Genomic DNA, 24601 nt, shown 5'->3' with positions numbered 1-24601 from the left:
TGTCCGACAGCACTCCTTGCATGCAGTTGGAGCGGGAGGCAAGGGCGGGGAGCCTGCCAGGACGGGTAGGGTGCCGTCGAAGCGTTTCCCCTGGTGGAACAACGGTCTCCGCTTGCCTACCGGACGAATGGTATATATATCGGTAGGATGATTGACCATTCGTCCCGGCCGTCTCCGCCAGATATCCCGATGGATGCGCTCAGCGAAATCCTACAAGACTTTCGCTTGAGTGGCGTCAATTATGGCCGCTGCGAGCTCCAACATCCCTGGAGCATAGAATTCCCGCAACAATCGCTGCTTCGTTTTCACTTTGTCGGTCAGGGTCCATGCTGGATCCACACCGAAGCGCAGGGATGGCAGGAGTTGCGCGATGGCGATCTGGTGCTGCTGCCGCAAGGCATCGCCCATCGGCTGGCCAGCGCGCCGGACGTTGCAGGCGGCTCGCTCGATGATTGCCGGGTGACCAAGTTGGGGAGCAACGTCTGCGAAGTCGTACGAGAAGGCACGGGCGCGACAAGCACCCTTTTCTGCGGCTCAATGGCCTTGGGCGCCTGTGCGTTAAATCCATTGATCACGCTGATGCCGCCCATCATCAAGGGTTGCGACGTGGCCGGCAATGATCCGGTCGTTGGTCCTCTGCTGGCGGCCATGACCGTGGAGGCCGCGCAACCGCAGATGGGCAGCGCCACCATCTTGTCGCGCATGGCGGACTTGTTGACAGCCCGGCTCATTCGCTGCTGGGTCAATTGCACCGGAGCTTCGACCACCGGTTGGCTCGCTGCCATCCGCGACCCCCATATTGGCCGCGCCCTGGCAGCCATGCACAGAGACCCCGGCCATAACTGGACGCTCGAAAGCCTCGCCAGCCTGGCAGGCCAATCGCGCTCGATTTTCGCCGAGCGCTTCAGCGCTGTATTGGGAGAGGGTGCTGCACGCTATCTCGCCCGTTTGCGCATGCAGCTTGCCCGCGAGTTGTTGGGGCAAAACGGTTTGTCGGTGGCCGAGGTTGCTACTCGCTTGGGCTATGATTCCGAGGCATCCTTCGCTCGCGCCTTCAAGCGCATCACCAATGTCTCGCCAGGCGTTGTGCGTCGCACAATTCCCGGACGAATAGACATGGATTTCGGATTTTGAGGTACATATAATCCGAAAGGACTCGTTTATGAAGATCTCCAAACCTTGGAGATCTTTCAGTGACCGACACAACATTACAACTTGAAGACGCGGCGATAGGCGTTGATGCCGATGCGCCGGCCGCGTGGAGCGCAACCACCTGGTTCGCAGTCATTTCATTGGCCGCCACCAGCTTTGCCCTGGTCTCAGCCGAATTCCTGCCGGCAGGTTTGTTGACGCCAATGGCGCGCGATCTCGGCATCAGCGAGGGAACGGCCGGACAGGTCGTCACCGCCACCGCTTCAGTCGGCGCCGTGACGGCCATGTTGAGCAATGTCCTCATCGGTCGATTGAACCGCAAGACGGTGCTGGTCGGCCTTATGGCCCTAGCGGTTGCTTCCAATATTCTTGCGGCGCTGGCGCCCAATTTCTGGCTGCTGTTGCTGGGCCGGGCCGGGCTGGGGATCGCTCTCAGCGCTTTCTGGGCGCTTTCGGTCGCCGTCGTGGCGAGGCTGGTTGGCGCCAGTGCGACAGGTCGGGGCATGGCTATCGTCACCCTCGGCGTCTCGCTCGCAACCATTGCCGCACCGTCGATGGGCGCGTTGATCAGCGACTGGCTGGGTTGGCGCAGCGCCATGGCCATGACGGCGGGGTTGGCCTTGCTTGCCATGCTGCTGCAGTTGCTTAGCCTGCCGTCTTTGCCTGCAACGGCAAGCAATAGTCTTGCAGACGTCCTTCGGCTGACACGGCGGCGTGGCATTCAACTTGGTATGCTTGCCATCCTTTTGCTGATGACGGGGCATTTTGCCGGCTCGGTCTATGTGCGTCCCTTTCTCGAACATGTGACGCTCCTTGCAACCGGGCCAATTGCCCTGGCGTTGCTTGGATTTGGCATCGCCGCAGTGATCGGCAATATTGCCGGTGGCCGCATGGCCGACGCCAATATCCACGTGGCTCTCGTGGTTACCGCCGCATTGATGGCGTTTGCGGCGCTGTCATTAGTGCTTTGGGGCGTGCACATTGGCGTTGCCTTTGGCTTCGTGACACTGTGGGGCTTCGCCTTCGGCATGGCGCCGGTGGTGTTGCCGACAAATTTGTCTCGCGCCGCGCCGGACGCGCTGGAAGCAGCGGGCAGCCTGATGGTCGCCTCTTTTCAGGTCGCCATCACCGTCGGCGCGGTTGTCGGCGGCTATGTTGTGGACACCTACGGCCCTACGGCGCCTTTGACTGTGACTGCTATCCTTGCTGCATCGACAGCCGTCTTGGCGCTGCGACAGCCGCGTAACTGAACTTTGCCGCCGCTGACACAGCAGCCCGAATCCGACCCGGACAATATTGCAGACGCGTTACACAAGTTTACGCAATGCGCGCGTTGCTTGTTGCCACAATCGAAGGCTAAGGACGCTCGGCTTCGGCCATTGGAGGGTGAGCGACGATCAAGTCGCGCCCTTTTGAGGAGATGACTGACATGAAGAAGTTTTTGCTTGTTGCCGTCGGCCTGGCGGTGCTTGCCGGTTCGGCCTGCTCGAAGGCGCCGGAATGCACGGCCGAGATCGCGACCAAGAAGGCGCAGGACATGGCCGCCGCACTGCAGGAGGCGATCACCAAGGATCCGTCCAAGGCGGCTGACCTGACCGCCAAGGTCCAGGCAGTAACAACCAAGTACCAGGGCACCACGACACTCGCCGACGCCTGCAAGGCGTATGACGAGGTGACGGCCGCCATCAAGGGCTAAGCGCCTTTTTGCTGGTTCGAGGGGGCGGTGGCGATGGGCTGCCGCCTCTTTGCTTTTGGGGATGTGCTAGGGGCAGGCGCGACAATGCGCTCAATTCGGCGCGATGGAGCCGACTTCGACGGCATCGACGCGCTTCAGGCTCATGCCGATGACCGGCACCAGTTGGTCCTGGACACGCACGGCAACCGTCACCGTCATCGAATTGTCGTCGGGAATGCGGGCTTGCATGACGCCGCGGAGCTGATTGCGGTTGATGGTGAAGACCACCTTGCGGGCATCGACAACGTTGCCGCCGATGATGTCCAGGCCCGCACCGTCAGCGCCCCCCATGAAGGAGCCCTTGTAATCGCGGCCCTTGCGCTCGATCTTGGCCGACATCGGCTGGGTGAACATGCCGACGCGGCAGCCGCCGTCCAGAGTCATGCCCATCTTGCCGTCCGGCGTGGAGCCGGTGAAGCTGCAGTTGAATTTCGTGCCCTTGTACTTGCCGGCGACGATTTCGCCCGGGCCGACCCATTTGCCTTCGGCCGACTGGAAGAACTGCTTGTCCGGCTCTGCGGCGGAAGCCTCCGAGGCGAGACCGACGACTGCTGTGATCGCAACGGCCAGGGGCAGGACGCTGGACAGAATTACGCTTTTCATCGACGACACCTGGCAACAAAGAGGCTGTTTGGAACCGGTTCGACCATGAAGAACATTGGTTAATGCTTCGTCACTGCGGGCCTTCGAAACGGCAATCCGCTCATCGTCAGGAAGAAGAGGACGCTATTTGCCGGAGCCTGTGGTTTCGGTGTCTTTCTTCGCGGCAAACGATGTCAATGCCGAGAGGAAATCGCCCAGTCCCGGACGCTTCGCGGCGCTGAAGGGCAGGGGACGCGCGGTTTCCATCGCCGCGATGCCGATGCGCGCCGTCATCATGCCGTTGACGACGCCCTCGCCAAGCTTGGCCGAAAGCCGTGCCGCCAGGCCGTGGCCGACGATCTGCTGGACGAAACTGTCGCCGACGGCGATCGAGCCGGTGACCGCCAGATGCGCAAGCACGCTGCGCGCCAGGCGGAAGAACCCCAGCGTTCCCGGGCGTCCGCCATAGAGTTCGGACAGACGGCGAATGAGGCGTCCGGCCTCGAACACGACATAGGCGACATCGACGAGCGCGCGCGGGCTGACCGCCGTCACCAGCGAGACGCGTTTGGCCGCTTCGAGAATCATCACCTTTGCCCTGGCGTCGAGGGGGCCGAGGATTTCCGCTTCGGCCAGGCGCACCAGATTGCCGCCGTCGATGATTTCGCCGCGCAGTTCGGCGAGCGCACGCCGGCCGGCCGCGGTCTCGGGCTTGGCCGCGACGAAAGCCGAAAGCTCGTCGACCACCGACCGTGCCGCCTTGGGGTCGTCGCGCGCGATGGCGTCGAGCGCGCGTTTTTGCAGTTTTTCGACTTCGGCAAGGCGGGCGATCGCCAGGAATTCCCGAATCAGGATCACCACGAGTGCCAATACGGCGATCGCCGCCATGCCGGCGGCCAGCCAACCCAGCCATTCGGCGCGGGCGAAGAGATCGCGAACCAGCTGGTCGGTCCACAGGCCGACAGCCAGCGAAACCAGCACGCCGATGGCGCCGAAGAAGATGCTGCCAAACAACGAGCGTTTCCTGGGGGCGACCGCCGGCGGCGGTTCCGCGGCCACGATGTCCGGTTCGTCGAAGACGTCGACTTCCGCCGGTATGACCAGCGCGACATCGGTCTTCAGCCCGCGGGGTTTGCGCGGGGGCTCGGCCTGCCGCGTCTTTGACGCCTCTTGTGTTGGCGCGGCTTCCGGCTCGATGCGGAAGGCCGCCGGTTTGCGGGGCGCGGTCATGCCAGATGGTCTCCGATCAGGAACTGCAAGGCACGGTCGAGCCTGATATGCGGCAGAGACAGCGTGACGCCTTCGGCCGTGCGTTCGAGTTTTGGTGGGCGGAACCGGACAAAGCGGATTGCCGGGTCCGTGGAATCCTGCCTGTGATCGGGTCCGGAGACGTCGAATACCGCATCAATCTTCTCCGGTAAGTCACCGGGAAATATGGCAGTTTCGGTCTTTCCGTCGAACGTTTCACCGTTGATCTTCTCGCCGGCGATCGGCGTGCCGATGATGACAGGCAACGTCTCACGGCCTTGCTTGACCGTGCCTTCGCGGGTCGCGCGCACCGCCGCCATGGCGACGACGTCGACGTCGGCGCCGGTGAAGTTCGCTCGTGCCACGGCACGGTCCGCCAGCCGCCGCACGATCGCCTGCAACCGGTCATGGCTTTCATGGTGCAGGTGATCGGCCTTGGTCGCGGCGACCAGGATGCGATCGATGCGCCGCGAAAACAGGTCGGTGAGGAAGCTACCCCGGCCGGGGCGAAAACAGCTGAGGATCTCGGTCACCGCACGCTCGAGGTCGGCCATGGCGCCGGGGCCGGCATTCAGCGCCTGCATGGCATCGATCAGGACGATCTGGCGATCGAGGCGGGTGATGTGTTCGCGGAAGAACGGTTTGACGACATGCGTCTTGTAAGCCTCGTAGCGCCTTTCCATCATGGCGTGCAGCGATCCCGGGCGCGGACGCCTGTCGAGGCCAGCCAGCGGCGCGAAGGTCAGTGCGGGCGAGCCTTCGAGGTCGCCAGGCATCAGGAAACGGCCGGGCGGCAAGGTCGAAAGCGCGCGCTCGTCGAGCTTGCAGGCCTTGAGATAGGCCGCGAAGCTTTCGGCGAGGCGGCGTGCCGTCATCTCATCGGCGTCGCCATTCGGGTCGATTTCCGCCGAGATCGCCCGCCAGGCCCGCGAAAGATCCTCGCGCACCGGCAAAGTGGCCATCTCCATGGCCTCGTGTGAAAAATCGGCGAAGGATTTGCCGAGCAGCGGCAGGTCGAGCAGCCATTCGCCGGGATAATCGACGATGTCGACCGACAGTTTGCCTGAAGAGAACATGCGGCTCCAGCCGGAGGCCGATTCATATTCGATGGTCAGCCGCAGTTCCGAAATGGCGCGCGTGGAATCGGGCCAGGCGCGGTCGTTGACCAATGCGGCGATATGATCCTCGTACTGGAAGCGCGGCACGGCGTCGTCAGGCTGCTCTTCGAGGAAGGCGCGGGCGATACGCCCGGATTTCTGTGCCTCGAATAGCGGCAGGCGTCCGCCGTGGATCAGATTGTGCACCAGCGCGGAAATGAACACCGTCTTGCCGGCGCGCGAAAGGCCGGTAACACCCAGCCGCAGCGACGGAGAAAAAAGCCCGGTGGCGCGTCCCGACAGCGTATCGAGGGCAATTTTTGCCTCGTCGGTGAAGGTGGTCAGCGATGATGCCAAAATGTGATCTCTCAGGCTTGGGTCCGTCCGATATAGGCGCTGGAACCCGGCTTTGAAATGGCGCCGGAAATCGATGCCGAAGCAATTCCAGGAAAAGTGTGGAGCGGTTTTCCCGGGAAGAGCGCATAGCGCTTTCCCTTGGAAATTGCGCCAAAACAGGGAGTTAGAGATCGGCCGGTGTCAGGAACGCTTCGAGATAGCCCGTGTCCTGGCCTGCTTTCGTCAGATTGTCCAGGAAACGCACGACAGCCAGGCCCGAGGTCGGGAAACCATGGTTGAGCATCGCCCGCGCCGTCTCGTCGCCATCGCCCGAGACCGCCATGGCGAGATCCTCCGTCATCGGGTTGTGACCGATGACCAGCAGCGAACCTGGCCCGCCATGCTCCCGGATGAGGCGGAGATAGCCGGCCGCATCTTCGCTATAGAGTGTGTCGAAAAACAAGACCTTGCCGGTATCGGTCTGGCCGGCCAGCCCTTCGAGCGTTTCCTTGGCGCGCCGGGCGTTGGAGCACAATGTCAGGTCGGGGACATAGCCACGCGAGCGCATGGCTGCGCCCATCGTCTCGGCATCGGCGCGGCCGGATGCGTCAAGCGGTCGATCGAAATCGCGCATGCCGGGCAGCGCCCAGCCAGCCTTGGCGTGCCGCAACAGATAGAGCCTGCTCACCCAACCTCCGATGATGCCGAAGCCGCGGTACGATTAGCCACAAGAAGGGCGCCGCGCACAATGGCCCCTTGTTCTTCCGCGCAAAGAATCAGCGGCACTTTCTCCATCGAATCAGCGACATCTCGCTCCAATGGGTGCCGCGGGGGAACTTTAACAATTGCGTGAGTCGGTGACTGATTGCGCTTGTGCAGGCGTCGGACGGCGAATATATAAGCGCCAAATTTGGGGCAGTTTGGGTGAGTCGAATGAACGACATCGTTACCGCCGATTACGTACCCTCCGAAGACGAGCCGTTCATGAACGATCGGCAGAAATCCTACTTCCGCCTGAAGCTCGTCACCTGGAAAAATGACATATTGCGCGAAGCGCGCGAAACTCTCGAAATCCTGCAGCAGGAAAACGCCAACCACCCCGACCTCGCCGACCGCGCCTCTTCCGAAACAGACCGCGCCATAGAGCTCAGGGCTCGCGACCGTCAGCGCAAACTCATCGCGAAGATCGATTCGGCGCTGCAGCGCATCGACGAGGGCACTTACGGCTATTGCGAGGAAACCGGCGAGCCGATCGCGCTGAAACGGCTCGACGCCCGTCCGATAGCCACCTTGTCGATCGAAGCGCAGGAACGGCATGAGCGCCGCGAAAAAGTCTATCGCGACGACTGACGCATTGCTTCTGGACTGCATCTCAAGGCAGTTACAAGTGAAGTCATTGTCAAAAATGGCCGGGTTTTCCGGCCATTTTTGTTGGCTGTATCACAAATCCGTTGCAGCAAGCGAAAGCAAAACCCGGCCGGCGGGGCGCCTCAGGCGGCAATCATTTCTTCTGGCTTGAAAGTTCGCCCAGAAGCCTGGTCATTTCATCGTCGAGCGATTGCGGCGCCTTGGCCACCGGTTTGCCAACCGGACCACCGGATCGCGGCTGGTCGAGCGAAACCTCCAGGTCCTTCATGAGCGCGTCGTCGATACTGTTCTGCGGTGGCGGTGGCGCGTGCCTGACAGCATTGGCGTTGGCGGAGCCATAGGCAGGCAGCGGCGTGACGTTGGTCGATTGATAGGGTTGCGCCGGTTTCGGTGCGGGGGCTGGGGCTGGTGGTGGCGCTGCCGGGCGCGGGCGGGCAGGCGGCGCCGAGGTCGCCGGCTGCGGCGCAGGTCGTGCCGGTGCGGGAGCCGGTTGAGGCGGCCGCGGTTTTGCCGCCGGGGCCGCGGTGGCCGGGACGGGCTGCAGACCGCCATCTCCGGTCAGCGCTGGACGGCGCGGCGCGGCAAGGCGTATGTCGCGTTCGACGACTACGTCGGTCGGACCGCCGATCAGAAGCAGATGTTCGATGTCGTCGCGGCGCACCAGCACCAGCCGACGATGGCTGTCGACGGCGGTGGCGTCCATGACGGCGAGCCGCGTCTTACGGTTCCGGCCACCGGCGACGAACGTGCCGAAGGTCAGGTTGCGGACCAGCCTGATGATGACGAGCACGATGACCAGCAGGATCAGCGCCGCGAAGGTCCACAGGAGTGCCGCCGCATAACCAGGGCCCGCCACGCTATCCAGCCACTGCATTGGTTTCCCCTGATCGGTCTTGGAAAGAGACGCGACACTAGACCGTTGCGGCTGGCCACCGCAAGTTGCCTTTCACGCATCGTGAACAGCTTGAAACACGGCCGGTATCATTTTTATCTGACATTTGCCGCCCGGGCCTTTTCCGGACTGGGAGAATGTGATTCAACCGGCTAAAGCGGGTCGCGCTGAAGCGGATTCACGCGAGGCGCTCTAGGGCCTTGTTTTCGTGCATGTCGTTTTCCCAAAACCGAAGTCACTTTTGGGCGACATGCATTAGGGGCGGGTGTCGGAACGTCGGACTTCACGAGCAGGGGGCATATGGCCAAGGAAGCGCGCGGCGATTTCTATCCGGTACCGATCGTCGACCAGAACACGCGACCGGGTGCGGTCACCCGGCTCATCATCTTCATCGTCGTTCTGACGGGGGCCGCGATCGTCTTCGGTCTGTTCCGCGAGCGCCTAGGCGATCCCTTCCTGCTCGGCATGCTGGGCGTGCTGGCGATGATCGGCGTCGGCTTCCTGTTCGCGACCGCGATCGGCTTCGTACAAGTCACGCCGCGCTCGACTGGCGATGAACTGTCCAAGGCTTTCGTCGATTCGATGGCGCAGGGCCTGCTGGTGACGGACACCAAGGGCCGCGTCGTCTACGCCAACCGTGCCTATGCCGACATGACCGGAGCGTCCTCGGCCGCCGACCTCAAGACGGTCGAAGGGCTCCTTTCGGATGTTCCCGAGGCCTCGGTGACGATTTACCGGCTGGCCTCCGGCCTGCGTGACGGGCAGCCGGGCGACGGCGAGTTCCGGCTGGCGCAGTCGATCCGGCCGGGAGCCGAAGCGGGCGCCCGCTGGTACCGGGCGCGCGCCCGGACCTTCAACGTTCCGGGCCAGCGCCTGCCGATGCTGGCCTGGCAACTCGCCGACATTTCGCAGGAGCGGGCCGAGCAGGAGCGTTTCTTCCTCGACCTGCAGAAGGCCATCGATCACCTCGACCACGCCCCGGCAGGCTTCTTTTCCGCCGACCAGGACGGTCGCGTCACCTACATCAACGCCACGCTCGCGGAATGGCTGGGCATCGATCTTGCCAGTTTCACGCCCGGCGCCGTGACCTTGCCGGATATCGTTGCCGGCGACGGCATGGCCTTGGTGCGCTCGGTCAAGGCCGACCCCGGCACGACGCGCAACGCGGTCATCGATCTTGATTTGACGACGATGACGGGAGAGGCGCTGCCGGTGCGCTTCATGCATCGCGTTTCGGCCAGCCGCGAAGGTATCGGCGGTCCGACGCGCACGATCGTGCTCAACCGCACGCAGGGCGAGGATGCCTCGGCCGATCTGCGCGCCTCGGAAGTGCGCTTCACCCGCTTCTTCAATTCGACGCCGATGGCGATCGCGGGTGTCGATGCCAGCGGGCGCATCCTGCGCACCAACGCGCCGTTCCTGTCGCTGTTTTCCTCGGTCGTCGACCGGGACGCCGTGGACCGCCGCGTGCGGCTCGATACGGTGATCCATGAGCGCGAGCGGCCGGCCTTTGCCGCGGCATTCGAGAAGGCCCGGCAGCGGCAGGCCGACATCGAGCCGATCGACACCGTGCTGCCCGGCAACGAGGAGCGGCATATCCGTTTCTACGTCAATGCCGTCGCCGACGGCACCGGCGGCGAGGGCGCAGAGGAATCGGCCATCGTCTACGCCGTGGAGACGACCGAGCAGAAGGCGCTCGAAGGGCAGATGGCGCAAAGCCAGAAGATGCAGGCGGTCGGGCAACTCGCGGGCGGCATCGCCCACGACTTCAACAATGTGCTGACCGCCATCATCATGGCGTCGGACCTGCTTTTGACCAATCACCGGCCGTCGGACCCGTCCTTCCCCGACATCATGAACATCAAGCAGAACGCCAATCGGGCGGCTTCACTGGTCAGGCAGTTGCTGGCCTTCTCGCGCAAGCAGACGCTGCGGCCGGAAGTGCTGAACCTCACCGACGTGCTCGCCGATCTCAGGATGCTGCTTGCCCGCCTGGTCGGCAACGACATCAAGCTGAAGATCGACCACGGCCGGGACCTGTGGCCGGTCAGGGTCGATATCGGCCAGTTCGAGCAGGTGGTGGTCAATCTGGCGGTCAATGCGCGCGACGCGATGCCCGCTGGCGGCGATCTCACCGTGCGCACCCGCAACGTCACCGCCGAGGAGTGCAAGACCTTCTCCTATCGCGAACTCGCCGCGGCCGACTATGTCGTGGTCGAGGTCGAAGACACCGGCAGCGGCATCGCGCCGGACGTGCTGAAGAAGATCTTCGAACCGTTCTTCACCACCAAGGAGGTCGGCAAGGGCACCGGCCTTGGCCTGTCCATGGTCTACGGCATCATCAAGCAGACAGGCGGCTTTATTTTCTGCGATTCCGAGGTCGGCAAGGGATCGACCTTCCGCATCTTCCTGCCGCGCCACATCGCGGAAGCGAAGAAGGCGGCCGAACCCGGGGAAACCCCGAGTGCCACGCCGGTCAAGCCGGTCGACAGCACCAAGGACCTGTCGGGGTCGGCCACGGTGCTGCTGGTCGAGGACGAGGATGCCGTGCGCATGGGCGGCATGCGTGCGCTGACCTCTCGGGGCTATACGGTGCATGAGGCATCCTCGGGCGTCGAGGCGCTGGAAGTGTTCGAAGCCCTGGGCGGCAAGGTCGACATCGTCGTTTCGGACGTGGTCATGCCGGAAATGGACGGGCCGACCCTGCTTGGCGAGTTGCGCAAGCGCCAGCCGGATATCAAGTTCGTGTTCGTATCCGGCTATGCCGAGGACGCCTTCGCCAGGAACTTGCCGGCCGACGCGCATTTCGGCTTCCTGCCGAAGCCGTTCTCGCTCAAGCAACTGGCGACGATCGTCAAGGATATGCTGGAGTCCTAATTTAGCTTTCTCCAGTGGTCTGCCTTGCACAACGCCCCGACAGCGCCATGATTGCGGGCGAGAGGGCAGGCGGGCTTGGGGGAGCAGCGATTGACGCCACACATAGAGGCAGGCAAGGGCGACTACGCCGAAACGGTGCTGTTGCCGGGTGACCCGCAGCGCGCCGAATGGATGGCGAAGACATTTCTCGAAGCGCCACGCTGCGTCAATCGCAGGCGGGGTGCTCTCGGCTTTACCGGCCTTTATCGCGGCCGGCCCATCAGCATTCAGGCAACGGGTATCGGGGTTTCGTCGTTCCTGATCTATACCCACGAATTGCTCGACTATTATGGCATCCGAACATTGATCCGCACCGGGACCTGCGGTGGCCTGAGCGCCGAGGTAAAGCTGCGCAGCCTGGTGATCTCGCAATCGGCACGGCCGGAAAACAAGGAGAGTGGCCAGGTCTTTGGCCTTTATGACGCTGACGCCGGTCCGGATCCGGCGTTGCTCGCCCGCGCATTGGCCAAGGCAGCCGAACTCGGCATTGACCACCATGCCGGCCTGACAGTCTGCACCGACATATTCTACCATCCTGAAACGCACGCTCGATATGCCGAGGCAAGGGCACTCGGAGCGCTGGCCGTGGACATGGAAACCAGCGCGCTCTACCGCATCGCGACGCATTTCGGCGCGAGGGCGTTGTCGCTGTTGACCGTTGTCGACAATCTGGTTACCGGCGAACAGGCCAACTATTCCGAGCGCCAGGCGCTTTTCACCGATATGAGCCGGCTGGCGCTCGAAATCGCTGGGGAAGGGCGCTAGGCAGCTTCCTGCTTCAACGCCATTCGCTCGTCCACGCTGGGCCGATGGCCGCGCAGATAGAGCGCGCAGGTGGTACGAAGCATGGATGCGAAATTGGGTATCTCGCCGTTGATCTCGATGGCTTCGTCATACAGCTTCGAGATGAATTTCGGCGTCGTCAGGTCCTGGCTGTCGGCGATTTCGTCCAGCAAGGTCCAGAACGTTGCCTCGAGCTGGATGCTGGTCGAATGTCCATCAATGCGGATCGACCGGTTGATCTGGCGATAGCCTTCCGGATCCTGTGCGGCAAACACTCTGCACATTGGTACCTCCCGTTTTTGTTGGTCTTGGGCGTCGACGGAGCCATCGGCGCCTTTTGAACACTGCCTGCGATTTCATCTTCGACCGGACCGTCGATAACGGCAATCAGACTTTCGTCCTTATGGCGATGGCCTCCTTGGAATCTTGGGCGACACTAGCCATTTTCAAGCCGCATGCGTGGTAATCGGCTGCCACCACCTTTTTTCGCCGGCGCGCATAATCGGCTTCGAAAGTACGAACGCTGCGGGGTCTGATTTGGCGAAGGCAATCCACACCATGATCCGGGTTCTCGACGAGGCCCGGTCCATCGACTTCTACACCAGGGCGTTCGGGCTGGAGGTTGCCCAGCGGCTGGATTTCGAGACCTTCACGCTGATCTATCTCAGCAATACCGATACGCCTTTCGAAGTTGAGCTGACCGTCAACAAGGGGCGGCAGGAGCCTTATGCGCTTGGCGACGGCTATGGCCACCTGGCCGTCTCTGTCGCCGATCTCGACAGCGAACATGACCGGCTCGGTGCGCTCGGCTTCAATCCGAAGAAGATCGTCGAGTTCAACCGCGACGGGTCGCTCATCGCACGCTTTTTCTTCATCGAGGACCCCGACGGCTACAAGATCGAGGTCCTGCAGCGAGGGGGGCGCTTCCAATAGGGGACAACCCGCCGCGTGCACCGGCGCGGCGCCAGCAACGGCACCCGAAGGGTGCGAACAGCAAGCAGGGAGGAAACTATGGTCACGATCTATGACGGAAAGCCTGGACTTTCACGTCGCGAGCTTCTCAAACGCGGCAGCATCGGCGCGTTGCTCGTCATCTCCGGCAGCGCGGTCATCAGCCCGGAACAGGCCTGGGGGCTTGAAACCTCGGCGCTGAAGCCCGAGACGATGGCGACACTGATCCAAGTGGCGCGCGACATCTATCCGCACGACCAGGTGCCGGACAAATATTACGCTATCGCCGTCAAAGGCCATGACGAGACAGCCGCCAAGGATCCTGCCCACAAGGAGCTGATCGAGAAGGGCATCGCCGATCTCGACAGCAAGGCTGGCAAGGGTGGTTATCGCGGGCTCGGCTGGGAAGAGCAGCGTGTGGCGCTGCTCACCGAGATCGAGAAGACGCCTTTCTTCCAGGCGGTGCGCGGTGGTCTCGTCGTCAGTCTCTACAACCAGAAAGAGGTGTGGCCGATCTTCGGCTACGAGGGCGAGTCCTACTCCAAGGGCGGCTACATCGCGCGCGGTTTCAACGACATCGAGTGGCTCTGAGCCGCTCTGTCCGTAACCGCTTTTTGACCGATCTCATGGGAGGAAACCATGGCAGCACAATTTGATCTCAAGAATGACGGCGTGGTCGTCATCATCGGCTCGGGCGCCGGCGGCGGCACGCTCGGCAACGAACTGGCGCAGAAGGGCATCGATGTCGTCATCCTCGAGGCGGGCGCCCGCCACGAATATGAGGACTTCATCAATGACGAGTGGGAATCGTTCGCCCAACTCGCCTGGAAGGACAAGCGCACCACATCCGGCGACTGGCGTGTGGCGAAGGATTTCCCGAACCTGCCGGCCTGGATCGTCAAATCGGTCGGCGGCTCAACCACGCACTGGGCCGGCGCGTCGCTGCGCTTCCAGGAGCATGAGTTCAAGACGCTGTCGACTTACGGCAAGCAGGCCGGCGCCAATCTTTTGGACTGGCCGATTTCGCTGGCCGAGATGGAGCCTTATTACGCCAAGGCGGAAGCCAAGATGGGCGTGACCGGCACCAATGACTGGCCGCGGCTGCCGGGCAACAACAATTTCAAGGTGTTGAAGGCCGGCGCCGACAGGCTCGGCTACAAGGAATGCCATACCGGCAACATGGCGATCAACTCGGTCGAACGCGACGACCGCAACTCCTGCCAGCAGACCGGCTTCTGCTTCCAGGGCTGCAAATGGGGCGCCAAATGGTCGACCCTCTATACCGAAATCCCCAAGGGCGAAGCGACAGGCCACCTCGAAGTGCGGCCGAACGCCATGGTGATCAAGATCAACCATGATGCCAAGGGGAAGGTGACCGGCGTCGTCTATGCCGACAAGGACGGCAAGTTGCAGGAGCAGAAGGCCCGTATCGTCGCGGTGGCCGGCAATTCGATCGAAAGCCCGCGCCTGCTGCTCAATTCGCAATCGAGCAAATTTCCGCATGGGCTCGCGAATTCATCAGGGCAGGTGGGCAAGAACTACATGCGCCACACCACCGGATCGGTCTATGCCATCTTCGACAAACCGGTGCACATGTATCGCGGCACCACCATGGCCGGCATCATCCGCGACGAGGCGCGGCATGATCCGTCACGTGGCTTCGTCGGCGGCTACGAGTTCGAGACGCTGTCGCTTGGATTGCCGTTCATGGCGGCTTTCCTCAACCCTGGCGGCTGGGGGCGCTCCTTCACCACCGCGCTTGATCACTATGACCATATGGCAGGCCTGTGGATCGTCGGCGAGGACATGCCGCGCGAGGAGAACCGCATCACGCTGCATGCCGATGAGAAGGACGAACACGGCATGCCGATCGCCGACGTGCATTTCGACGATCACCCGAACGACACGGCGATGCGCAACCATGCCTATAAGCAGGCTTCAGCGCTTTACGATGCGGTCGGTGCGACGCGCACCTTCCCGACGCCGCCCTATCCCTCGACCCACAATCTGGGCACCAACCGGATGAGCGAGAAGGCGGAGCATGGCGTCGTCAACAAGCATGGCCAGACGCACGACATCAAGAACCTGTTCGTGTCGGACGGCAGCCAGTTCACGACGGGTGCCGCCGAAAACCCGACCTTGACCATCGTGTCGCTGGCGATCCGCCAAGCCGACTACATCGCCGCCCAGATGTCGGCGAGAAGCATCTAGTCCACCTCCCGACTGCCTGCTGGCGCGGGACCCGACAGGGTTCCGCGCCTTTTTTGGCGTTCAACCCCGGGTGCAGGTCGAGGCGGAGAAGGCGCCGTCGGGCTGCTTCATGATGATGTCGAAGGAGGGCGGGTTCTGGCCGTCCAGCGTCGCCTGGGTCATCGACAGCGAGTTGCCGCCGGCGGTGTAGCCGCCGAGCGGTCCCAGCCAGGAGATCTCGCCGTTTGCGTTCATCTGATAGTTGTAGGCCTGCTGGGCGGTTCCGAAGGTTACAGGGCCTGTATAGACGTTCCCCTTGATGGTGATGTCGCCGAGGTCGAGGAACATGCCGAGCAGGTAGACTTCGCAGTGATAGGTGCCGTCAGGCATCTTGCCGTCGCTGAAGTCGGCCTGCGCGGCGCCGGTCGCTGCCGCCAGAAGCGCGGTGCCGATAAAAATGCGTGAAATCAGGGATGCCATGACGTCGCTCTGTTGAGCAGGGAGCTTGCCCTATTTTTGCGCTGGGCCGCAACATTTGTCGCCCCGCCGCACGCACGGAGGCCAAAATCTAGGCATTTGGTGAAATTGGGCAAAATTTAGGCAGATGCTGTGTGCACTGCGCAAATTTCCCTCAACCAATTCTTAACCGGCCCTCTTATGTTTGTTCAATCTAATATAATAATTATCTGATAATGTTGGTCTATTTGCCGTTTTTTAGCGTCCCGGCACCGGTTGGCATGGGGGTTGCATTGTATCGTTGCGGTGCAATCAACCAGCTTGGGAGTCTTCCGTATGAGGGGTAATTTCTCGACAATAACAAAAATGTTTTCGGCGAGCGTGGTTGCGGCCGGCCTGTTGATGTCGGCTCCCGCCAGGGCGGCCGACGATACGATCAAGGTCGGCATTCTCCATTCGCTGTCGGGGACGATGGCGATTTCGGAGACGACGCTGAAGGACGCCATGCTGATGCTCATCGATGAGCAGAACGCCAAGGGCGGCCTGCTCGGCAAGAAGCTTGAAGCCGTCGTCGTCGATCCGGCTTCCAACTGGCCGCTGTTCGCCGAAAAGGCGCGCGAGCTGATTTCGAAGGATAAGGTCGCGGCGGTGTTCGGCTGCTGGACCTCGGTGTCGCGCAAATCGGTGCTGCCGGTGTTCTCCGAGCTCGACAACATCCTGTTCTATCCCGTCCAGTATGAGGGCGAGGAGAGCGAGCGCAACGTGTTCTACACGGGCGCCGCGCCCAACCAGCAGGCCATTCCGGCGGTCGACTATCTGATGAGCGAGGATGGCGGCTCGGTGAAGCGCTGGGTGCTGGAAGGCACCGACTACGTCTATCCGCGCACCACCAACAAGATCCTCGAAGCCTATCTGAAGGCCAAGGGCGTCGCGGCCGAAGACATCATGGTCAACTACACGCCGTTTGGTTTTTCCGACTGGCAGACCGAAGTCTCGGCGATCAAGAAGTTCGGCTCGGCCGGCAAGAAGACCGCCGTCGTCTCGACCGTCAACGGCGACGCCAACGTGCCGTTCTACAAGGAACTCGGCAACCAGGGCATCAAGGCCGAGGACATCCCGGTCATGGCATTCTCGGTCGGCGAGGAAGAGCTGGCCGGTCTCGACACCGCACCGCTGGTCGGCCATCTCGCCGCGTGGAACTACTTCGAAAGCGTCGACACACCCGAAAACAAGAAGTTCATCGCCGACTGGCACAAGTTCATCAAGAACGACAAACGCACCACCAACGACCCGATGGAAGCCCACTACATCGGCTTCAACATGTGGGTGAAGGCGGTGGAGAAGGCCGGCACCACCGATCCCGACAAGGTCATCGACGCCATGATCGGCGTTTCGGTGCCGAACCTGACGGGCGGCTATTCGACGATGATGCCGAACCATCACATCACGAAGCCGGTGCTGATCGGCGAAATCCAGGCCGACGGCCAGTTCGAGACGGTTTCGCGCACGCCGGGCCTGGTGATGGGCGACGAATGGTCCGACTACCTGCCGGACTCCAAGGATTTGATCTCCGATTGGCGCAAGCCTCTGTCGTGCGGCAACTTCAACGTTGCCACCGGCAAGTGCGGCGGCAAGGGAACGAACTGATCCTCCCCGGGCTGACTAGTCAGACCCGGGCTGACCTAGTCGGACCGCGCGCGTCCGGACGGTTTCCTCCACCGTCCGGACGCCCAATTCAACCTCCAAGGATCGCCTGAAGCCGATGAGTCTGCTCCGCACGATTGGCCTGGTGCTGCTGTTTCTGATGACGACGCTGTCGTCGTCGGGCGCGGCGGAAGCCGACCTGCGTGGCATCATCGCCAAATTCGCGGCGGCCAAGGGCTTTTCGGACATCGGAGCTGTCGTCCATGAACTGGCGGCCACCGGTGACCCGGCCGTCGAGCGGCCGCTTGCCGCGCTCGCCGACGGCAACCTCTATGTCCGCAAGGCCGATTCCGTGGTCTTCGTCGGCAAGGAAGCCGGCGAAAGCGTCCAGCTTTTCGATCCGCTGAGCAGCGAAGCATCCGGCGAGGCGGCCAAGGACGACATCACCAAGATCAAGGTCAACAACACGCTGCGCCGCGTCATTCGCGATGCGCTGGGCACGCTGACGCTTGGCGCCAAGGACCCGACTGTCCGCATCGCCGCCGCCGACACCATGTTCAAGACGCCCGACGCGGCCAATATCGAACCGCTCGGCGCGGCGATAGCCAAGGAGACGGTTGCCAGCGTCAAGGCCCTGCTCGAACAGGCCCGAGCCGCCTCGATCCTTGTCTCAGACCGGCCTGAAGCCGACAAGCTGGCAGCCATCGCGCTGATCGGCGCGCGCGGCGACCGTGATGCGGTTTCGCTGCTCACCTCGGTCGAGGCCAACGCCTCGGGAGCGGTGAAGGAAGCCGCGACAGCCGCGATCGCCAACATCAATTCGACATTGGCGCTTTGGGATGCCGGGCAGAACATCTGGTACGGCATTTCGCTGGGCTCGGTGCTGCTGCTCGCGGCGATCGGGCTTGCCATCACCTTCGGCGTCATGGGCGTCATCAACATGGCGCATGGCGAGATGGTGATGCTCGGCGCCTACACCACCTTCGTCGTCCAGCAGGTGATCCGCACATCCTTTCCCGGCCTGTTCGACTGGTCGCTGGTGATCGCGCTGCCGCTCGCCTTTCTGGTCGCCGCCCTCGTCGGCCTCGCCATCGAACGCGGCGTCATCCGCTTCCTCTACGGACGGCCGCTGGAGACGCTGCTGGCGACCTGGGGCGTGTCGCTGATCCTGCAGCAGGCGGTGCGCTCGATCTTCGGGCCGACCAACCAGGAGGTTGGTAATCCCTCCTGGATGTCGGGTTCGTTCGATATCGCCCAGCTGGCCATTACCTGGAACCGGCTGTGGATCTTGGTCTTCGCGCTCACCGTCTTCGGCGTCCTGCTCTATGTGATGAAGCGCACGCCCTGGGGCCTGCAGATGCGCGCCGTCACCGCCAACCGCCGCATGGCAGCCTCGATGGGCATCAGGACGCCATGGGTCGACGCGCTGACCTTCGCGCTCGGATCCGGCATTGCCGGCATTGCCGGTGTCGCGCTCAGCCAAATCGACAATGTCTCGCCCAATCTCGGCCGCGGCTACATCATCGACAGTTTCATGGTCGTCGTCTTCGGCGGCGTCGGCAATCTCTGGGGCACGCTGGTCGGTGCGTTTTCGCTTGGCATCGTCAACAAGTTCCTCGAGCCCTATGCCGGCGCCGTGCTCGGCAAGATCGTCGTGCTGGTGCTGATCATCCTGTTCATCCAGAAGCGCCCCCGCGGCCTGTTCGCGCTCAAGGGCAGGGCGGTGGAAGCATGATCACGGGACGCTTCTTCGCCGCCGGCGCCGACCGCCGCATCGCCATCACCATCTTCATCCTGTTGGCCGCGGCGATTGTCGTGCCGCTGCTCAACCTTGCGGTATCGCCAACCAGCGCCCTCTACGTCCCGGCCTATATCGTGGCGCTGACCGGCAAATATATCTGCTATGCGCTGCTGGCGCTCTCCCTCGACCTGGTCTGGGGCTATTGCGGCATCCTTTCGCTCGGCCACGGCGCCTTCTTCGCGCTCGGCGGCTATGCGATGGGCATGTATCTGATGCGCCAGATCGGCTCGCGCGGTGTCTATGGCAACCCGATCCTGCCTGATTTCATGGTGTTCCTGAACTACAAGGAATTGCCGTGGTTCTGGCATGGCTTCGACCATTTCTGGTTTGCGGCGATCATGGTGCTGGCGGTGCCCGGCCTGCTCGCCTTCGTCTTCGGCTGGTTCGCCTTCCGCAGCCGCGTCACCGGCGTCTATCTCTCCATCATCACCCAGGCGATGACCTATGCGCTGCTGCTCGCATTCTTCCGCAACGATATGGGTTTCGGCGGCAATAACGGCCTGACAGATTTCAAGGACATTCTGGGCTTCAACGTGCAGGCCGACGCAACGCGTTCGGCGCTGTTCGCCGCCAGCGCCGTGATGCTGGCGCTCGCCGTGTTCATCACCTGGGCGATCGTCGGCTCCAAATACGGTAAGCTCCTGATGGCGGTGCGTGACGCCGAAAGCCGCACGCGCTTCCTCGGCTGGCGGGCGGAGAATGTGAAACTGTTCGCCTTCACCGTTTCGGCCGTCATGGCCGGTATTGCCGGCGCGCTTTACGTGCCGCAGGTCGGCATCATCAATCCCGGCGAGTTCGAACCGTCCAATTCGATCGAGGTGGTGATCTGGGCCGCCGTCGGCGGGCGCGGCACCATCGTCGGGCCGATCATCGGCGCGCTGCTGGTCAATGCCGGCAAATCCTGGTTCACCGGCGTGCTGCCGGAATTGTGGCTGTTTGCGCTCGGCGGCCTGTTCGTCGCCGTCACCTTGCTCTTGCCGAAGGGCATCATCGGCATGTGGGACAGCTGGCGCGGCAATGCGAAGGCGCTGCGGGCGGCCTCCGTCGCTGAAGAGGCCGGCACCAAGGTCGCAGTGGCGTCCGCGACCTCGAAGCCCGCTCGCTCGCCGGCGAGGAATCCGGGCGAGTGGTCCTTGTCCGACCCTGAACCGCAGGCGGCGGAGTAGCGACCATGAGCAAGTCGAACACCATCCTCTATCTCGACGGCGTCTCGGTCTCCTTCGACGGTTTCCGCGCCATCAACAATCTGTCGCTGGTGCTCGACAAGGGCGAGATGCGCGCCATCATCGGCCCCAACGGCGCCGGCAAGACGACGATGATGGACATCGTCACCGGCAAGACGCGGCCCGACGAGGGCGAAGTGTTCTTCGACGGCCAGGTGGATCTCACCAGGCATGACGAGGCCGAGATCGCCATGATGGGCATCGGCCGGAAATTCCAGAAGCCGACGGTCTTCGAAAGCCATACGATCGAGGACAATCTCATGCTGGCGCTGAAGGGGCCGCGTTCGATCTTCCCGGCGCTGTTCCACCGTCGCTCTGCGGCCGAGGCGCGGCAGATCGACGACATTCTCGGCGTCATCCGGCTGGGCGACAAGCGCCACGAGCTGGCCGCCAATCTCAGTCACGGCCAGAAACAGTGGCTGGAGATCGGCATGCTTCTGGCGCAGGACCCGAAATTGCTTTTGGTCGACGAGCCGGTCGCGGGCATGACCGATGCGGAAACCGAAGAGACCGCGCGGCTGCTCAAGGACATTGCGCGCGACCATTCGGTCATCGTCGTCGAGCACGACATGCATTTCGTGCGCGAACTCGGCGTCAAGGTCACCTGCCTGCACGAAGGCTCGGTGCTGTCGGAAGGCACGCTCGATTTCGTCTCAGCCGACGAACGTGTCGTCGAAGTCTATCTGGGGAGATGAGCATGATCTGGCGGGTGCAATTTCATCGCTTCGATCTGTCGTTTCTCCGGTTCTGGAGAAGGCGCTGACATGCTCGAAGTTTCCAACGCCACGCTCCACTACGGCGCCGCCCAGGCGCTGCGCGGCGTTTCGCTGAAGGCGGGCGCCGGCAAGATCACTTGTGTGCTCGGCCGCAACGGCGTCGGCAAGACCAGTTTGATGAGATCGATCGTCGGCCACCACCGGCTGACGAGCGGAAGCGTTGCCTTCGAGGGGAAGGCGCTCGACCGGAGCGCGGCGTATGACCGCGCCCGGTCGGGCATCGCATTCGTGCCGCAGGGCAGGGAGATTTTTCCCCTGCTCACGGTGCGCGAAAACCTGGAATCCGGCTTTGCGCCGTTGAAACGTGCCGACCGCAACGTGCCGGCGCATGTCTTCGAGCTGTTTCCGGTGCTGAAGCAGATGCTTGGCCGCCGCGGCGGGGACCTTTCGGGCGGCCAGCAGCAGCAGCTCGCCATCGGCAGGGCGCTGGTGATGCGGCCGAAGCTGCTGGTGCTGGATGAACCCACCGAAGGCATCCAGCCGTCGATCATCAAGGATATCGGCCGCGCCATCCGCTATTTGCGCGACCAGGCTGGTATCGCCGTGCTGCTGGTCGAACAATATCTCGACTTCTGCCGCGAGCTTGCCGACGAGGTCAACATCATGGACCGGGGCCAGATCGTCCATACTGGTCCCGCGGAAGATCTAGACCGGGCTGACGTCCGCAAGTTCCTTACCGTCTAGAATCGGTGCTGGACTTCGGCTGACAATCCAAGTCCCTGCCCAAGTTCTTGGCAAGTCCAATATTTCTTCCATCCAGCGATCTGCATCTCTGGCGCACCAGAGGCTGCATGCTAGTCTTTCGTTGGCTTCTGTGAGTTGGCCGCTTCCGTATCAGTCTGGTTATCGCAGATCGAGGGCGCGGCGAAGGCCGGCAAGTTCCACGCAAGCAAGGCTTCCTAGCTTCCCTCCTGAGATCTTTGTCGTTCAAACGCGTTTGGGCACACAGGCTAAGGGACAGCCATGGAACGTTTCGTCGAGGACTACCAGAAGCGGCGGCTTACCGAACGGGTCGACATCATCGCGGCCATCAACATTTTGAGGTCACAGGGCTGCGAATACGACGACCTGATCGAGGAGATCACCAAGGTGTTCTACGTCGACCTCGATACTTTCAATGAAATCGTGATGGCGGCCTAAAGCGCGTCGCGTCTGAATGGATTCCTGCGACGCGCTTTAGGTCCTTGATTTCATGCATTCTACCGGGGCCACTTTTGGGCGACATGCATTGGAGCCGCTTTCGCCCATCCAATGGTCACAGCTCGGCATGATACGCGCGGTCAGCTCGCGCGCCGGAACGGAGAGGCGGTGACGCGGTTGCGACCGCCGCGCTTGGCGTCGTAGAGCGCCTTGTCGGCGGCACTGAGCACCTTGTCGAAGCTGAGCCCCTCTTTGCTGCCGAATGCAAAACCGGCGCTGACCGTGCACCTCAGTGAGCCGGTTTCGGTTTCTATCAGGCGTGTCGCGAAGGCGGTCCGGATGCGCTCTGCCGCGTCCTCGACCGCTTCCGGCAAGGTGCGCTTCAATACCAGCGCGAATTCCTCGCCGCCCATGCGCGCGGCAACGTCGGTCTGGCGCAGATTACCGGCGAGTTCGCTCGCAAACACCTTCAGCACCTCGTCGCCCGCCGCGTGGCCGAACTCGTCGTTGATGGTTTTGAAATTGTCGAGATCGAAGACGACCACGGCTGTGAAGGCGCCGACCGGGAGATGGCCATGCATGTCGAACAGCGCGCGCCGGTTGAGCAGGCCGGTCAAGGGATCGGTGAGCGCGTTGCGGCGGTGATGCCTCGCCAGACGCCCCTGGTTGAGCGCAAGTGACAGGGCGCCAATACCCGTCATACTGGCGATGACGACAATGAGGCTCAGTTCCTCGGCCCAGTTGCTTGGTGCATGGCCGAGCAGCAGCTTGCCGTCCCATGCCAGGACCGCCGCGCACAGCATGAAGGAAACGGCAGTGGCCGAGTAGAGCGTGGTGATGCCGACCGTCAGGGCAGGGGCTTCGTCGCGGCCGCGCCAGTATTCGAATGCCGTCGCGAACAGGAGCAAGGCGGCGAACAGGTTCTCGAACATGAAGCCAAGGCCATCATAGCCCAGAGCCATGGGAGGCAGCGTCACTGCCAGTGAAACACAGCCCAACAGTGCTCGCGGCAGCGGCGAGCCGCCGGTTCTGAACTGGTAGGCCGCACCCAGCATGGTCGAGAAACCGAGCAGCAACAGGGCAAGGGTGGCGATGCCGAGCAAGCGCCCGGGCATGTCGATATAGGCGTCATAGACAAAGATATCGCCGACCACGAACACCAGGCTGATCGCCCATGTCAGCAGGAACCGCTCCGTGCGGGCGGTCAGCCACATGCCGAACAACGTCAGGCTCAGGCAAGCGGCGGAGAAACCGACGGCCAGCAGAAGTGAAGTGTAGTCGAGCGACATGCCCCTCTTTCCCTGCCGGCGGCGGCTCAAGCTGTGCGGCTTGGCGTCGCCGCATTCATGCAGCAAGGAAGTGTCGATATGGTTACGATCGTGGCGAAGATGCCCAGGAATAGGCGCTTTGCTACGCGCAAAACGCATAGATGATGCGCTTACAGCATGTAGCCGAACAACAACGGATGCTTGTCAGCCGGCTACCCGCTTCATCAGCGCCATCGCCCCGAACGGTGCGCGCGCCTTGCCTTCGGTGATGAAGTAGACGAACACATCGCGCGGCTGCACAGGCGCGTCGGTGGCGGGATCGGCGCGCCGCAAATCGGCCGGCTGCTCGCCTTCCGCCCATGTCTTTGCCCGCACCGCCCATTCGTCGAGGCCCTTCGGCGTGTAGCAATCGGGATTGTCGTCCGAGCCGGTCTGCAGCCGTGCGTAGACGAAGTCGCCGGTGATGTCGGCGATATCAGGATATTTGGCATGGTCGGCATAGACGATCGCCGCCTTGTATTTGCGGGCAAGCGCCGCGAATTCCGGCACGATGAAACTGTCGTTGCGCACTTCCAGCGCGTGACGCAGTGCGACACCATCCTGTTTCTCCGGCAGCAGTTTCAAAAAGGCTTCGAAATCGTCCGGATCGAACTTTTTCGTCGGCGCGAACTGCCACAGGATCGGGCCGAGCTTGTCGCCGAGCGCGGCAACGCCGGAACCGAGGAAGCGCATCATCGATTTACCGGCTTCGCCCAGCACGCGACGGTTGGTGACGAAGCGGTTGCCCTTCAGCGAATAGACGAAACCGTCCGGCGCCTCGCTTGCCCATTTGACGAAGGTCGGCTCCTTGAAGCTGGAGTAGTAGGTGCCGTTGACCTCGATGCTCGGCACCTGCCGGCTGGCGTAGTGCAGTTGCTTGGCCTTCGACAATTTGTCCGGATAGAAGGACGTGTCCCAGGGCTCGAAGGTCCAGCCGCCCATGCCGGAGCGGATTGTTCCCGATTTGCTCATTATCGTCCTCCCGAGTGCGGTGTCTGGCCAAA

24 protein-coding genes are annotated in these 24601 nt (G+C 62.5%); 15 read left to right on the top strand and 9 right to left on the bottom strand.

Annotation, left to right across the window (positions count from 1 at the left end):
• The first annotated feature begins 147 nt into the window (after positions 1 to 147).
• The 3 genes from ACLGL5_RS24710 (at position 148) to ACLGL5_RS24700 (ending at position 2848) form a co-directional block, all read left to right on the top strand.
• Complete coding sequence (locus tag ACLGL5_RS24710) at positions 148 to 1134, top strand: AraC family transcriptional regulator (protein ID WP_069092234.1); 987 nt, start codon at positions 148 to 150, stop codon at positions 1132 to 1134.
• A gap of 59 nt (positions 1135 to 1193) precedes the next feature.
• Positions 1194 to 2402 (top strand): MFS transporter, encoded by a 1209-nt coding sequence (locus tag ACLGL5_RS24705; RefSeq protein ID WP_069092233.1) that lies wholly within the window; start codon positions 1194 to 1196, stop codon positions 2400 to 2402.
• A gap of 179 nt (positions 2403 to 2581) precedes the next feature.
• The gene (locus ACLGL5_RS24700; RefSeq protein ID WP_019858327.1) at positions 2582 to 2848 is read left to right on the top strand and encodes a hypothetical protein; all 267 of its coding nucleotides are present in this window, start codon (positions 2582 to 2584) and stop codon (positions 2846 to 2848) included.
• A 90-nt stretch (positions 2849 to 2938) separates the two neighbouring features.
• Here ACLGL5_RS24700 and ACLGL5_RS24695 read toward each other — a convergent pair whose 3' ends face one another.
• From ACLGL5_RS24695 to ACLGL5_RS24680, 4 genes are all read right to left on the bottom strand, one after another.
• Positions 2939 to 3490 (bottom strand): hypothetical protein, encoded by a 552-nt coding sequence (locus ACLGL5_RS24695; RefSeq protein ID WP_038646972.1) that lies wholly within the window; start codon positions 3488 to 3490, stop codon positions 2939 to 2941.
• A 123-nt stretch (positions 3491 to 3613) separates the two neighbouring features.
• Positions 3614 to 4699, bottom strand: coding sequence for a YcjF family protein (locus ACLGL5_RS24690; RefSeq protein ID WP_019858325.1), 1086 nt, complete (start codon positions 4697 to 4699; stop codon positions 3614 to 3616).
• Positions 4696 to 6171 carry a YcjX family GTP-binding protein gene (locus ACLGL5_RS24685; protein ID WP_069092232.1) on the bottom strand — a complete coding sequence of 492 codons (1476 nt, stop codon included), beginning with the start codon at positions 6169 to 6171 and terminating at the stop codon, positions 4696 to 4698. The genes ACLGL5_RS24690 and ACLGL5_RS24685 overlap by 4 nt, the downstream gene beginning before the upstream one ends.
• A 163-nt stretch (positions 6172 to 6334) precedes the next feature.
• Positions 6335 to 6838 carry a SixA phosphatase family protein gene (locus tag ACLGL5_RS24680; protein WP_064985666.1) on the bottom strand — a complete coding sequence of 168 codons (504 nt, stop codon included), beginning with the start codon at positions 6836 to 6838 and terminating at the stop codon, positions 6335 to 6337.
• 245 nt (positions 6839 to 7083) lie between these two features.
• On the opposite strand from ACLGL5_RS24680, the gene dksA reads away from it, so the two are divergent.
• The gene (dksA, locus tag ACLGL5_RS24675; RefSeq protein WP_069092231.1) at positions 7084 to 7500 is read left to right on the top strand and encodes an RNA polymerase-binding protein DksA; all 417 of its coding nucleotides are present in this window, start codon (positions 7084 to 7086) and stop codon (positions 7498 to 7500) included.
• A 151-nt stretch (positions 7501 to 7651) separates the two neighbouring features.
• On the opposite strand, the gene ACLGL5_RS24670 is transcribed toward dksA, so the two are convergent.
• Complete coding sequence (locus tag ACLGL5_RS24670; protein ID WP_064985664.1) at positions 7652 to 8392, bottom strand: flagellar biosynthetic protein FliO; 741 nt, start codon at positions 8390 to 8392, stop codon at positions 7652 to 7654.
• 318 nt (positions 8393 to 8710) lie between these two features.
• Between ACLGL5_RS24670 and cckA the strand changes: the two genes are divergently transcribed.
• Positions 8711 to 11287 carry a cell cycle histidine kinase CckA gene (cckA, locus tag ACLGL5_RS24665; RefSeq protein WP_069092230.1) on the top strand — a complete coding sequence of 859 codons (2577 nt, stop codon included), beginning with the start codon at positions 8711 to 8713 and terminating at the stop codon, positions 11285 to 11287.
• A gap of 90 nt (positions 11288 to 11377) precedes the next feature.
• The gene (locus ACLGL5_RS24660; RefSeq protein ID WP_069092229.1) at positions 11378 to 12091 is read left to right on the top strand and encodes a purine-nucleoside phosphorylase; all 714 of its coding nucleotides are present in this window, start codon (positions 11378 to 11380) and stop codon (positions 12089 to 12091) included.
• On the opposite strand, the gene ACLGL5_RS24655 is transcribed toward ACLGL5_RS24660, so the two are convergent.
• Complete coding sequence (locus ACLGL5_RS24655; RefSeq protein WP_038646966.1) at positions 12088 to 12393, bottom strand: ribbon-helix-helix domain-containing protein; 306 nt, start codon at positions 12391 to 12393, stop codon at positions 12088 to 12090. The two genes, ACLGL5_RS24660 and ACLGL5_RS24655, sit on opposite strands and share 4 nt — an antisense overlap.
• A 253-nt stretch (positions 12394 to 12646) precedes the next feature.
• Between ACLGL5_RS24655 and ACLGL5_RS24650 the strand changes: the two genes are divergently transcribed.
• The 3 genes from ACLGL5_RS24650 (at position 12647) to ACLGL5_RS24640 (ending at position 15271) form a co-directional block, all read left to right on the top strand.
• The gene (locus ACLGL5_RS24650) at positions 12647 to 13042 is read left to right on the top strand and encodes a VOC family protein (protein WP_027046867.1); all 396 of its coding nucleotides are present in this window, start codon (positions 12647 to 12649) and stop codon (positions 13040 to 13042) included.
• A 78-nt stretch (positions 13043 to 13120) separates the two neighbouring features.
• On the top strand, positions 13121 to 13651 hold the full coding sequence (locus ACLGL5_RS24645) for a twin-arginine translocation pathway signal (protein ID WP_019858314.1): 531 nt from the start codon (positions 13121 to 13123) through the stop codon (positions 13649 to 13651).
• A 48-nt stretch (positions 13652 to 13699) separates the two neighbouring features.
• A complete protein-coding gene (locus ACLGL5_RS24640; RefSeq protein ID WP_069092228.1) occupies positions 13700 to 15271 on the top strand; it encodes a GMC family oxidoreductase in 1572 nt (523 codons plus the stop codon).
• 60 nt (positions 15272 to 15331) lie between these two features.
• On the opposite strand, the gene ACLGL5_RS24635 is transcribed toward ACLGL5_RS24640, so the two are convergent.
• Positions 15332 to 15730, bottom strand: coding sequence for a hypothetical protein (locus tag ACLGL5_RS24635; RefSeq protein ID WP_069092227.1), 399 nt, complete (start codon positions 15728 to 15730; stop codon positions 15332 to 15334).
• 312 nt (positions 15731 to 16042) lie between these two features.
• Between ACLGL5_RS24635 and urtA the strand changes: the two genes are divergently transcribed.
• The 6 genes from urtA (at position 16043) to ACLGL5_RS24605 (ending at position 22290) form a co-directional block, all read left to right on the top strand.
• On the top strand, positions 16043 to 17353 hold the full coding sequence (urtA, locus tag ACLGL5_RS24630; RefSeq protein WP_019858310.1) for an urea ABC transporter substrate-binding protein: 1311 nt from the start codon (positions 16043 to 16045) through the stop codon (positions 17351 to 17353).
• Positions 17354 to 17468: 115 nt separating this feature from the next.
• Entirely contained in the window at positions 17469 to 19085 is a 1617-nt protein-coding gene (urtB, locus tag ACLGL5_RS24625) for an urea ABC transporter permease subunit UrtB (protein WP_069092226.1), read from the top strand.
• The gene (urtC, locus tag ACLGL5_RS24620; protein WP_494372782.1) at positions 19082 to 20317 is read left to right on the top strand and encodes an urea ABC transporter permease subunit UrtC; all 1236 of its coding nucleotides are present in this window, start codon (positions 19082 to 19084) and stop codon (positions 20315 to 20317) included. Before urtB ends, urtC begins: the two co-directional genes overlap by 4 nt.
• A gap of 5 nt (positions 20318 to 20322) precedes the next feature.
• Complete coding sequence (urtD, locus tag ACLGL5_RS24615) at positions 20323 to 21069, top strand: urea ABC transporter ATP-binding protein UrtD (protein ID WP_019858307.1); 747 nt, start codon at positions 20323 to 20325, stop codon at positions 21067 to 21069.
• 69 nt (positions 21070 to 21138) lie between these two features.
• Positions 21139 to 21834: an urea ABC transporter ATP-binding subunit UrtE gene (gene urtE, locus ACLGL5_RS24610; RefSeq protein ID WP_013895283.1), complete on the top strand. Its 696-nt coding sequence runs from the start codon at positions 21139 to 21141 to the stop codon at positions 21832 to 21834.
• A 279-nt stretch (positions 21835 to 22113) separates the two neighbouring features.
• Positions 22114 to 22290, top strand: coding sequence for a hypothetical protein (locus ACLGL5_RS24605; RefSeq protein WP_019858306.1), 177 nt, complete (start codon positions 22114 to 22116; stop codon positions 22288 to 22290).
• A gap of 140 nt (positions 22291 to 22430) precedes the next feature.
• On the opposite strand, the gene ACLGL5_RS24600 is transcribed toward ACLGL5_RS24605, so the two are convergent.
• Both ACLGL5_RS24600 and ACLGL5_RS24595 read right to left on the bottom strand, forming a co-directional pair.
• Positions 22431 to 23579, bottom strand: coding sequence for a GGDEF domain-containing protein (locus ACLGL5_RS24600; protein WP_069092225.1), 1149 nt, complete (start codon positions 23577 to 23579; stop codon positions 22431 to 22433).
• A 183-nt stretch (positions 23580 to 23762) separates the two neighbouring features.
• Positions 23763 to 24569, bottom strand: a complete 807-nt coding sequence (locus ACLGL5_RS24595; RefSeq protein WP_494372781.1) for a DUF72 domain-containing protein — start codon at positions 24567 to 24569, stop codon at positions 23763 to 23765.
• Positions 24570 to 24601: the final 32 nt, after the last annotated feature.

The sequence above is a fragment of the Mesorhizobium sp. U510 genome (assembly GCF_059180695.1).
Note: the sequence above shows the minus strand (reverse complement) of the source record. Positions and strands in the feature narration are given on the sequence as shown.

Coding starts and splice junctions, on each gene's coding strand:
- ACLGL5_RS24700 (WP_019858327.1), top strand. CDS start 2,582: ATGAAGAAGTTTTTGCTTGTTGCCGTCGGCCTGGCGGTGCTTGCCGGT.
- ACLGL5_RS24655 (WP_038646966.1), bottom strand. CDS start 12,393: ATGTGCAGAGTGTTTGCCGCACAGGATCCGGAAGGCTATCGCCAGATC.
- urtB (WP_069092226.1), top strand. CDS start 17,469: ATGAGTCTGCTCCGCACGATTGGCCTGGTGCTGCTGTTTCTGATGACG.
- ACLGL5_RS24690 (WP_019858325.1), bottom strand. CDS start 4,699: ATGACCGCGCCCCGCAAACCGGCGGCCTTCCGCATCGAGCCGGAAGCC.
- urtC (WP_494372782.1), top strand. CDS start 19,082: ATGATCACGGGACGCTTCTTCGCCGCCGGCGCCGACCGCCGCATCGCC.
- ACLGL5_RS24605 (WP_019858306.1), top strand. CDS start 22,114: ATGGAACGTTTCGTCGAGGACTACCAGAAGCGGCGGCTTACCGAACGG.
- ACLGL5_RS24635 (WP_069092227.1), bottom strand. CDS start 15,730: ATGGCATCCCTGATTTCACGCATTTTTATCGGCACCGCGCTTCTGGCG.
- ACLGL5_RS24645 (WP_019858314.1), top strand. CDS start 13,121: ATGGTCACGATCTATGACGGAAAGCCTGGACTTTCACGTCGCGAGCTT.
- ACLGL5_RS24710 (WP_069092234.1), top strand. CDS start 148: ATGATTGACCATTCGTCCCGGCCGTCTCCGCCAGATATCCCGATGGAT.
- ACLGL5_RS24695 (WP_038646972.1), bottom strand. CDS start 3,490: ATGAAAAGCGTAATTCTGTCCAGCGTCCTGCCCCTGGCCGTTGCGATC.
- urtA (WP_019858310.1), top strand. CDS start 16,043: ATGAGGGGTAATTTCTCGACAATAACAAAAATGTTTTCGGCGAGCGTG.
- ACLGL5_RS24595 (WP_494372781.1), bottom strand. CDS start 24,569: ATGAGCAAATCGGGAACAATCCGCTCCGGCATGGGCGGCTGGACCTTC.
- urtE (WP_013895283.1), top strand. CDS start 21,139: ATGCTCGAAGTTTCCAACGCCACGCTCCACTACGGCGCCGCCCAGGCG.
- cckA (WP_069092230.1), top strand. CDS start 8,711: ATGGCCAAGGAAGCGCGCGGCGATTTCTATCCGGTACCGATCGTCGAC.
- ACLGL5_RS24600 (WP_069092225.1), bottom strand. CDS start 23,579: ATGTCGCTCGACTACACTTCACTTCTGCTGGCCGTCGGTTTCTCCGCC.
- dksA (WP_069092231.1), top strand. CDS start 7,084: ATGAACGACATCGTTACCGCCGATTACGTACCCTCCGAAGACGAGCCG.
- ACLGL5_RS24640 (WP_069092228.1), top strand. CDS start 13,700: ATGGCAGCACAATTTGATCTCAAGAATGACGGCGTGGTCGTCATCATC.
- urtD (WP_019858307.1), top strand. CDS start 20,323: ATGAGCAAGTCGAACACCATCCTCTATCTCGACGGCGTCTCGGTCTCC.
- ACLGL5_RS24670 (WP_064985664.1), bottom strand. CDS start 8,392: ATGCAGTGGCTGGATAGCGTGGCGGGCCCTGGTTATGCGGCGGCACTC.